We start from the raw sequence: 9,735 nt of genomic DNA on the forward strand, positions 1-9,735 counted from the left end.
CCGCTCCCACAGGTTCTGCGCTTACCTTGATGATTGCGAAGGTCCTGTGGGAGCGGGCTTGCCCCGCGAATGGGCCGCAGAGCGGCCCCTGGGGTTACTCAGGCCTCGTGGCAGACGTGCCCATCGACCAAGGTATAACGCACAGCGCCAGGCAGGCAGTGGCCGATGAACGGGCAGTTCTCGCCACGGGACAGCCACTGCTCGCCGGCAACGGTCGAGGCTTTCGGGTCGAACAGCACCAGGTCCGCCGCGCCACCTACCTTCAGTTCACCCGCCGGCAGGCGCATGGCTGCAGCCGGGCCGCTGGTCAAGCGTGCCAGCAAGGTCGGCAGGTCGAGCAGGCCGTCTTCGACCAGGGTCATGGCCAGTGGCAGCAGCACTTCGACACTGCTGATACCCGGCTCCGTGGCACCGAACGGCGCCAGCTTGGCATCGCGCTCGTGCGGCTGGTGATGGCTGGAGATCGCCTGGATCACCCCCGACTTGACGGCTGCGCGCAGGCCGTCGCGGTCGGCGGCGGTGCGCAGCGGTGGCTGCACGTGGTACAGGCTGGAAAACTCGCGCAGCGACTCGTCGGTGAGAATCAGCTGGTACAGCGCCACGTCGGCGGTCACCGGCAGGCCCAGTTCCTGGGCCTGGGCGATCAAGCGCGCGCCGCGGGCGCTGGTGATCTGGGTGAAGTGCGCCCGCACGCCGCTCTGTTCGACCAGCAGCAGGTTGCGCGCCAAGGCCACGGTCTCGGCAGTTTCCGGGATGCCCGGCAGGCCGAGGAAGCTGGCCATGGCGCCTTCATGGGCCAGGCCACCTTGGGACAGGTCGCGGTCCTGGGAGTGGAACACCACGGTCAGGTCGAAGGTGGCGGCGTACTCCAGGGCACGGGCCAGGGTACGGTTGTTGGGGATTTGCTGCAGGCCATTGCCGAAGGCCACGCAACCGGTGTCGCGCAGGGCCACCAGCTCGGCCAGTTGCTCGCCTTCCAGGCCCTTGGTCAGGGCGCCGATCGGGTAGACCTTGCTGTTGCCGGCTTCGCGGGCACGGTCGAGGATCAGCTCGGCCACGGCCGAGGTGTCCAGCACCGGCTTGGTCTGCGGCGGGCAGCACAGGCTGGTCACACCGCCGGCCACGGCGGCGCGGGTTTCGCTGGCGATGTTGCCTTTGCGGCTGTAGCCCGGCTCGCGCAGAGAGACGTCGAGGTCGACCAGGCCAGGCGCTGCAATCAGGCCATCGGCCTGGATCGTGCGGCTGGCGTTGAAGCCGGCCGGTGCTGCGCCGATGGCGGCAATGCGGCCGCCGTCCAGGTGCAGGTCGGTGATCTGGTCCAGGCCGCTGTTGGGGTCGATAACCCGGGCGCCAAGAATACTGATGCTCACAGGGCGTTCTCCTGGTCGAGTTGGCGTTGCGCGTTTTGCCCGCTCATGGCCATGGACAGCACGGCCATGCGCACGGCGATGCCGTACGTCACCTGGTTGAGGATCACCGAGTGCTTGCCGTCGGCCACTGCCGATTCGATCTCTACACCGCGGTTGATCGGGCCAGGGTGCATGACGATGGCATCGGGCTTGGCACCGGCCAGGCGTGCGGTGGTCAGGCCGAACAGGCGGTAGAACTCGCCCTCGCTCGGCAGCAGGCCACCTGCCATGCGCTCACGCTGCAGGCGCAGCATGATTACCACGTCGACGTCTTTCAGGCCTTCGGCGAGGTCGGTGTAGACCTTTACGCCGTATTGCTCGATGCCGATCGGGATCAGGGTTTTCGGGCCGATCACGCGGATGTCCGGGCAGCCCAGCGCCTTGAGCGCGAGCATGTCGGAACGCGCCACGCGCGAATGCAGGATATCGCCGACGATGGCGACAGACAGGTTCTCGAAGCTGCCCTTGTGCCGACGGATGGTCAGCATGTCGAGCATGCCTTGGGTCGGGTGCGCATGGCGGCCATCGCCACCGTTGATCACGGCCACATCCGGGCACACGTGTTCAGCGATGAAGTGCGCGGCGCCCGAATCGGAGTGGCGCACGACGAACATGTCGGCAGCCATGGCTTCCAGGTTGCGCAGGGTGTCGAACAGGGTTTCGCCCTTGCTGGTCGAGGAAGTCGACACGTTGAGGCTGATCACGTCGGCAGACAGGCGCTGCGCGGCCAGTTCGAAAGTGGTGCGGGTACGGGTCGAGTTCTCGAAGAACACGTTGCAGACGGTCTTGCCGCGCAGCAACGGGACTTTTTTCACGGCCCGGGCACCGACTTCCAGGAAGGAGTCGGCGGTGTCGAGGATCTCGGTCAGCAGTTCGCGGGGCAAACCGTCGAGCGAGAGAAAGTGGCGCAGCTGGCCCTGATCATTGAGCTGCAGCGGGCGCTTGGCGTCGATTGGCGTCATCGCGGGGGACTCTTAAAGGGCGGAAGCGGAGGCGAGGTCCTGGCGCTCGAGGGCGAGCGGTGTGGGTCCGGTCAATTTTACCCGTTCATGGGCTGCCAGCGACAGGGTGGCACCCAGCACATTGGGGCGAATTGGCAGCTCGCCGGCATCCAGGTCGAGCAGGCAGACCAGGGTGACGCTGGCGGGGCGGCCGTAATCGAACAGCTCGTTGAGCGCGGCCCGGATGGTGCGACCGCTCATCAGGACGTCGTCGATCAGGACCAGGTGCTGGCCTTCGATTTCGAACGGCAGCTCGGACGGGCGTACTTGCGGGTGCAGGCCGTTCTGGCTGAAGTCATCACGGTAGAACGACACGTCCAGGGTGCCCATGGGGCTGGTATCGCCCATTTCTTCCTGCAGGGCCTGGGCGACCCAGACGCCGCCCGTGCGGATGCCGATGAAGCGCGGCTCGGTGATAGCACGGCGGGCCAGGTGGGCGCGAAGGTCGACAGCCATCTGCCGGATCAGATCGGCGGGATTGGGTAGGCTCATTGCGTGCTCCTCGGGGGCCGCCGGCTCTGCCCGGCGGCAAAGATGATCAGGTATTGGCCTCCAGCCAGCCTTGCAGCAGCAGGGCGGCGGCAATGGCGTCGACCGGGTTGTCGCGGTAGCTGCCGCGCTGGCCACCGCGGGTCAGGCGTTCGCCTTTAGCCTCGAAGGTGGTCAGGCGTTCGTCGTGGGTGTGCACGGGCAGGTTGAAGCGGCCGTTCAGGCGCCGGGCGAATTTCTCGGCGCGCGCGCTCATCTCGCTGGGGGTGCCGTCCATGTTCAGCGGCAGGCCGACGACGATGGCGTCGGGCTTCCATTCAGCGACCAGTTTTTCCACCTGGGGCCAGTCCGGCACGCCGTTCTGCGCTTTCAGGGTGCACAGCTCGCGGGCCTGGCCAGTGATGACCTGGCCAACCGCCACCCCGATCTGTTTGGTGCCGTAGTCAAAGCCCAGCAGCAGGCGTAGCTCGGCCATCAGGCGTGGCCCGCCTGGCTGGTCAGCAGGCTGAGGTTGATGCCCAGGCTGGCGGCGGCGGCGTTCAGGCGTTGGTCGCTGGCGAGGCCGAAGATGATCTCGGGGTCGAACGGGCAGTTGAGCCAGGCATTGTCGGCCAGTTCGGCTTCCAGCTGGCCGGCTTCCCAGCCCGCGTAGCCCAGGGTAATCAGGCTGTTTTGCGGCCCCACGCCCTCGGCAATGGCAAACAACACGTCCTGCGAGGTGGACAGTGACAGGCCCTGCAGTTCGACGGTGGCTTGGTAGGTGCACTCGCTGGAGTGCAGCACGAAGCCGCGATCGGTTTGCACCGGGCCGCCCTGGTAGATCGGCACGTGCAGCGTGCTGGCCGGGGGTTCATCGTCCGGGCGCAACTGTTCGAGGATGTCGGCCAGGCTGAGCTCCTGCGGTCGGTTGACCACCAGGCCCATGGCGCCATTGGCGTTGTGCTCGACGATGTACGTGAGGGTCTGGGCAAAGTTCGGATCGGCCATGTGCGGCATGGCGATCAGGAACTGATGCTTGAGGTAGCTCGGGGCGAGGGTTTTCATGGGGGATAGTGTGGCGCCAGGTGGCGAGGCTGACAAGGTGCTCTGCAGGGCTTACTTGATCCCTGTGGGAGCGGGTTTACCCGCGAATGCGTCAGATCAGGCAATTATGTTGCCTTGTCGAACGCTTTCGCGGGTAACCCCGCTCCCACAGAGGCCAGTACAGCCAGCAAATCAGTTACTGGACAACCGGTCCCCACGGGCAAAGCGCCAGGTACGGATGATCTCCAACCGGTCGAATTCCGCCAAGTCCCCGGTAAACGGCGCAAACGGCGCCGCCAGCCTCACAATACGTTGCGCCGCCTGGTCCAGCACCGGTTGCCCGGACGATTCCAGCACCAGCACTTCGTACAGCGAACCATCGCGGTTGATCGAGACCATCATGCGCAAGTTGCCGTAGATCTGCTGGCGCCGCGCTTCGTCAGGGTAATTGAGGTTGCCCACCCGCTCGACCTTCTTGCGCCATTCTTCCTTGTACCAGGCGCCCTTGTCGCGCATGGTCGAGGCGGCGTTGAGGCGGTGGATGCGCGGGCGTTTAGCATACAGCTGCTGTTCATTGGACAGCTCTGCCTCAAGGCTGGCGATCTGGCTGGACAGCTGCGAGCTGTCAAAATCAGGCGTGGGCGTTGCAGGCTTTGGTTGCGCCTTGCTTTCCTTGGGCTTGGGCTCGACTTTGTGAGGCTTGGCGGCCTGGGTCACCACGGCCGACTTCTCAGGCGTGGGCGGCGGTGCGACCTCGGGCTTGGCCGCAGGCGGGGGCGTGACCTTGTTGATCTTGCTGTCCTGGAAGGGGGCGAGTTCGGTGGTCTTGGGCACCGCCTTCTTCTCCAGTGTGCCGCTGCCTTGCTGGTTGTCCTGAGCCTGGAAATCGGCCTTCTCGGGCGCTTTCTCGCTTTTGAAGGTGGCGAGGGTGATGTCCATGGTATGGCGGATTTCAGCCGGCTTGACCACGGTAAAACCGACGCCAAGGATCAGCGCCAGGTGCACCAGGGCAGCCAGGAACAGGGTAAAGCCGAGCCGGTCCACCGGGCGAACGCGCGGTGGCAGCAGGTCGGAGGGGATGTCAGCGGGCAGCGTCATCAGGTATCCAGCAACCGCGGGGCGGGGCAGCAGGCCAAGTAAAAAGGACCCGTATCATACCCCACTCCGCGATTGTGCCGCGCGTTGCCGGTCAGCGCGCCTTCAGCTGGCGATCAATGGCGTCCATCAATTGCCCGCCGATGTCGGTGTTGAAGGCGTTGTCGATCTCGCGAATACAGGTCGGGCTGGTGACGTTGATTTCGGTGAGGTGCTCGCCAATCACGTCCAGGCCAACGAACAGCAGCCCTTTCGCGCGCAGGGTCGGGCCGACCTGGGCGGCGATCCAGCGGTCACGTTCGGTCAGCGGGCGCGCTTCGCCACGGCCACCGGCGGCCAGGTTGCCACGGGTTTCGCCACTGGCCGGGATGCGCGCCAGGCAGTAGTCGACCGGCTCGCCGTCGATCATCAGGATGCGCTTGTCGCCGTCCTTGATCGCTGGCAGGTAGGCCTGCGCCATGATCTGCTGCGCGCCCAGGGCGGTCAGGGTTTCGAGGATCACCGACAGGTTGGGGTCGCCGACCCGGTGGCGGAAGATCGAAGTGCCGCCCATGCCGTCCAGCGGCTTGAGGATCACGTCGCCATGCTTGGCCGCGAATTCGCGAATGATGTCCGGGCGGCGGCTGACCAGGGTCGGTGGCGTGCACTGCGGGAACAACGTGGCGAACAGTTTTTCGTTGCAGTCGCGCAGGCTCTGCGGGCGGTTGACCACCAGCACGCCTTCGGCCTCGGCCTGCTCCAGCAGGTAGGTGCTGTAGACGAATTCCATGTCGAACGGCGGGTCCTTGCGCATCAGGATCACGTCCAGCTCGGCCAGGGGGCTGTCCTGCTCGTCGCCCAACTCGAACCAGCGCGCCGGGTCGGCGAACACGTTTAGCGGGCGCATGCGTGCACGGGCCTTGCCTTCGCCCTGGTACAGGTCGCGCTGTTCCATGTAGAACAGGCTCCAGCCGCGTGCCTGGGCGGCCAGCAGCATGGCCAGCGAGCTGTCCTTCTTGTAGGAGATGGACGCGATGGGGTCCATGACAATGCCGAGGCGAACGCTCATGGGGTGGTTCCTCTTGGCGGCGCGCAGCCGCGATGGATCGAAAGAAAAGTGGCTCAGGGTGGCGCCGGGAGCGCCGATGGTCAAGGGGCGCAGCAGATGGAATGGCCACCCGGAGTGTGCTAAAAATGCGAGGCACAATGCTGCGCAAACCTGTAGGAGCGGCCTTGTGTCGCGAAAGGGTCGCAACGCGGCCCCAGCAATTCTGGCCTGAGCAGCGACGGTAGCCCAAGTGATGGAACAACCCCTGAAGGTCATGGTGATCGACGACTCACGCACGATCCGCCGTACCGCGCAGATGTTGCTCGGCGAAGCGGGTTGCGAGGTGATTACCGCCAGCGATGGTTTCGATGCCCTGGCCAAGATCGTCGATCACCAGCCACGCATCATCTTCGTCGATGTGTTGATGCCGCGCCTGGACGGTTACCAGACCTGCGCCGTGATCAAGCACAACAGCGCTTTCAAGGACATACCGGTGATCCTCCTGTCGTCGCGCGACGGCCTGTTCGACAAGGCCCGCGGGCGGGTGGTGGGCTCCGACCAGTTCCTCACCAAGCCGTTCAGCAAAGAAGAACTGCTCGAAGCGATCAGGGCCCATGTGCCTGGTTTTGCCGAACACCAACAACACGCACCCTGACCGCGTCCGCCATGGCGCGGTCTTACTTTCCTGATGGGGAAACAGCATGGCCCGAGTTCTGATTGTCGACGACTCGCCGACAGAGATGTACAGATTGACCGAATGGCTGGAAAAGCACGGCTACGAGGTGCTCAAGGCCAACAACGGTGGCGATGGCGTGGCCCTGGCCCGTCAGGAAAAGCCCGACGCGGTGCTGATGGACATCGTCATGCCCGGCATGAACGGCTTCCAGGCCACTCGCCAGCTGAGCAAGGACGAGGAAACCAGCGCCATTCCGGTGATCGTGGTAACCACCAAGGACCAGGAAACCGACCGTATCTGGGCGACGCGCCAGGGCGCCCGCGACTTCCTGACCAAACCGGTCGAAGAAGACGCACTGATCGCCAAGCTCAACGAAGTGCTGGGGACTTGACCACCCGCCCTCATGGCGCGTCGCTGACCGCCTTCGAGTTGCTGTTGGACATCGACCGGCGCTGCCGCCTGCTGGTGGCGGACCAGCCACCGCAGGACACCCGCCTGCAACAGTGGAGCGGGATCGGCTTTCGGATTGCCGGGCAGTGGTTCGTCGCGCCCATGGGCGAGGTGGCCGAAGTGCTGCGCGAACCGCGCAGCAGCCGTGTTCCTGGGGTTCAGCCCTGGGTCTGCGGGGTTGCCAACTTGCGCGGGCGGTTGCTGCCGGTAATGGACCTGAGCAGCTTCTTCGGGCTTGGCCCGGCCGCCCCCGGCAAGCAGCGGCGGGTGCTGGTGCTGGACCATGAGGACCTGTTCGTCGGCCTGCTGGTGGACGAAGTACTGGGGCTGCAGCACTTTGCCCTGAGCAGCCTGGAGCTGTCGCCCCCGCAGCCATTGATCCGCGCGGCCGCCCGCTTTGTGCAGGGGCACTTCCCGCGTGAACGCAATTGGGCAATTTTCAGCCCCTTCGCCCTGGCCCAGGCGCCGGGCTTTCTTGATGTGGCGTTATAGGACCTGCGAACGTGAACAAGCCTGCCACCAGCGCTACTGCAACGCCCATGGCTCCGCGTACGCGCAGCATCGCGCAGATCACCGTGCTGTTTTTGGTGCTGATCCTGTCGATCATCCTGTTGTTCGCCAATTTCGCCTACCTGAGCACCCAGTCCAACTACGACAAACAGTACATCGGCCATGCCGGTGAGCTTCGCGTGCTGTCCCAGCGGATTGCCAAGAACGCCACCGAGGCGGCGACGGGCAAGGCCTTGGCGTTCAAGCTGCTGTCGGATGCGCGCAACGATTTCGAGCGGCGCTGGAGCTACCTGCGCGAAGGTGACACGTCCACCGGCCTGCCAGCGGCACCGGCCACGGTGCGCGATGAGATGGAAGCCGTCCGCCAGGACTGGGAGAACCTGCGCAAGAACACCGATACCATCCTGGCCAGCGAGCAGACGGTGTTGTCGCTGCATCAGGTGGCGGCAACGCTTGCCGAGACCGTGCCGCAGTTGCAGGTCGAATACGAAAAGGTGGTCGAAATCCTGCTGCAGAGCGGTGCCCCAGCCAACCAGGTGGTCGTCGCCCAGCGCCAGTTGCTGCTGGCTGAGCGCATCCTCGGTTCGGTCAACACGGTGCTGGCCGGTGACGACACCGCGGCCCAGGCCGCCGATGCCTTCGGCCGCGATGCCGGGCGTTTTGGCCAGGTGCTGGAGGGCATGCTCAACGGCAACCCCGCGCTGCAGGTGACCCGCGTCGAGGACGCCGATGCCCGGGCGCGGTTGGCTGAAATCGCCGAGCTGTTCCAGTTCGTGGCCGGCTCGGTGGACGAAATCCTCGAAACATCGCCCGAACTGTTCCGCGTGCGTGAAGCCGCAGGCAACATCTTCAGCCTGTCGCAAACCCTGCTCGACGAGGCCTCGCACCTGGCCAACGGCTTCGAGAACCTGGCCGGCGGGCGTACCCTGGACACGGTCGGCGGCTACGTCCTGGGCCTGCTGGCGCTGGCCTCGATCATCCTCATTGGCCTGGTCATGGTGCGCACCACCAACCGGCAACTGCGCGAGACCGCAGAGAAGAACGAACGCAACCAGCAGGCGATCATGCGCCTGCTCGACGAGATCGAAGAGCTGGCCGATGGCGACCTGACCGTCACCGTGTCGGTTACCGAAGACTTTACCGGCGCCATCGCCGACTCGATCAACTACTCCGTCGACCAACTGCGTGACCTGGTCGCCACCATCAACCACAGCGCCGTGCAGGTAGCCGCTGCCGTGCAAGACACGCAGAACACCGCGCGTCAGCTGGCCAAAGCGTCCGAGCACCAGGCCGCGCAAATCAGCGAGGCGTCCGAGGCGGTGGGCGACATGGTCGAATCGATCGACCGGGTGTCGGCGCATGCCTATGAGTCGGCCAAGGTGGCCGAGCGCTCGGTGGCGATCGCCAACAAGGGCAACGAGGTGGTGCACAACACCATCAACGGCATGGACAACATTCGCGAACAGATCCAGGACACCGCCAAGCGGATCAAGCGCCTGGGTGAGTCGTCACAGGAGATCGGCGACATCGTTAGCCTGATCGACGACATTGCCGACCAAACCAACATCCTGGCCCTCAACGCCGCCATCCAGGCCTCGCTGGCCGGTGAAGCCGGGCGGGGCTTTGCGGTGGTTGCCGACGAAGTGCAGCGCCTGGCCGAGCGTTCGTCGTCGGCCACGCGGCAAATCGAGGCGCTGGTGCGCACCATTCAGGCCGATACCAACGAGGCGGTGATCTCCATGGAGCAGACCACCGCCGAAGTGGTGCGCGGCGCGCGCCTGGCCCAGGATGCCGGGGTGGCGCTGGCGGAGATCGAAGGGGTGTCGCAGAACCTGGCCGAGCTAATCCACAGTATTTCCGACGCGGCCCAGTTGCAGACGTCTTCCGCCGGGCAGATCTCCCACACCATGGCCGTTATCCAGCAGATCACCGCGCAGACGTCTGCCGGGTCCGGCGCCACTGCCGACAGCATCCGCCACCTGGCACGCATGGCCAGCGAGATGCGCCGGTCTGTTTCTGGTTTCACCCTGCCGGCACCTGCCGAGCCGCGCTGAG

11 protein-coding genes are annotated in these 9,735 nt (G+C 65.3%); 4 read left to right on the forward strand and 7 right to left on the reverse strand.

Annotated elements, in window-relative coordinates:
• Positions 1–98: 98 nt before the first annotated feature.
• The 7 genes from OO306_RS11930 to gshB all read right to left on the reverse strand — a co-directional run bounded on the left by OO306_RS11930 (position 99) and on the right by gshB (position 6,065).
• The gene (locus tag OO306_RS11930) at positions 99–1,370 is read right to left on the reverse strand and encodes a dihydroorotase (RefSeq protein WP_265968806.1); all 1,272 of its coding nucleotides are present in this window, start codon (positions 1,368–1,370) and stop codon (positions 99–101) included.
• Positions 1,367–2,371, reverse strand: coding sequence for an aspartate carbamoyltransferase catalytic subunit (locus tag OO306_RS11935; RefSeq protein WP_027592428.1), 1,005 nt, complete (start codon positions 2,369–2,371; stop codon positions 1,367–1,369). The genes OO306_RS11930 and OO306_RS11935 overlap by 4 nt, the downstream gene beginning before the upstream one ends.
• A gap of 12 nt (positions 2,372–2,383) precedes the next feature.
• Positions 2,384–2,902: a bifunctional pyr operon transcriptional regulator/uracil phosphoribosyltransferase PyrR gene (gene pyrR / locus OO306_RS11940; RefSeq protein ID WP_265968808.1), complete on the reverse strand. Its 519-nt coding sequence runs from the start codon at positions 2,900–2,902 to the stop codon at positions 2,384–2,386.
• 46 nt (positions 2,903–2,948) lie between these two features.
• A complete protein-coding gene (ruvX, locus tag OO306_RS11945) occupies positions 2,949–3,374 on the reverse strand; it encodes a Holliday junction resolvase RuvX (protein WP_265968810.1) in 426 nt (141 codons plus the stop codon).
• On the reverse strand, positions 3,374–3,943 hold the full coding sequence (locus OO306_RS11950; RefSeq protein WP_027592431.1) for a YqgE/AlgH family protein: 570 nt from the start codon (positions 3,941–3,943) through the stop codon (positions 3,374–3,376). Before OO306_RS11950 ends, ruvX begins: the two co-directional genes overlap by 1 nt.
• Positions 3,944–4,114: 171 nt before the next feature.
• Positions 4,115–5,020 carry an energy transducer TonB gene (locus OO306_RS11955; protein WP_265968812.1) on the reverse strand — a complete coding sequence of 302 codons (906 nt, stop codon included), beginning with the start codon at positions 5,018–5,020 and terminating at the stop codon, positions 4,115–4,117.
• A 91-nt stretch (positions 5,021–5,111) separates the two neighbouring features.
• A complete protein-coding gene (gene gshB / locus OO306_RS11960) occupies positions 5,112–6,065 on the reverse strand; it encodes a glutathione synthase (protein ID WP_027592433.1) in 954 nt (317 codons plus the stop codon).
• A 232-nt stretch (positions 6,066–6,297) separates the two neighbouring features.
• On the opposite strand from gshB, the gene OO306_RS11965 reads away from it, so the two are divergent.
• From OO306_RS11965 to OO306_RS11980, 4 genes are read left to right on the forward strand one after another with little or no spacing between them, the layout of a single operon-like run.
• Positions 6,298–6,699, forward strand: coding sequence for a PleD family two-component system response regulator (locus OO306_RS11965; protein WP_027592434.1), 402 nt, complete (start codon positions 6,298–6,300; stop codon positions 6,697–6,699).
• A gap of 46 nt (positions 6,700–6,745) precedes the next feature.
• Positions 6,746–7,111 (forward strand): twitching motility response regulator PilH, encoded by a 366-nt coding sequence (gene pilH / locus OO306_RS11970; RefSeq protein WP_265968813.1) that lies wholly within the window; start codon positions 6,746–6,748, stop codon positions 7,109–7,111.
• On the forward strand, positions 7,108–7,662 hold the full coding sequence (locus tag OO306_RS11975; protein ID WP_027592436.1) for a chemotaxis protein CheW: 555 nt from the start codon (positions 7,108–7,110) through the stop codon (positions 7,660–7,662). Before pilH ends, OO306_RS11975 begins: the two co-directional genes overlap by 4 nt.
• A gap of 47 nt (positions 7,663–7,709) precedes the next feature.
• Positions 7,710–9,734 (forward strand): methyl-accepting chemotaxis protein, encoded by a 2,025-nt coding sequence (locus tag OO306_RS11980; RefSeq protein WP_189662490.1) that lies wholly within the window; start codon positions 7,710–7,712, stop codon positions 9,732–9,734.
• Position 9,735: the final 1 nt, after the last annotated feature.

It is taken from the genome of Pseudomonas sp. DCB_AW (assembly GCF_026240895.1).
Lineage (GTDB): Bacteria > Pseudomonadota > Gammaproteobacteria > Pseudomonadales > Pseudomonadaceae > Aquipseudomonas > Aquipseudomonas kermanshahensis.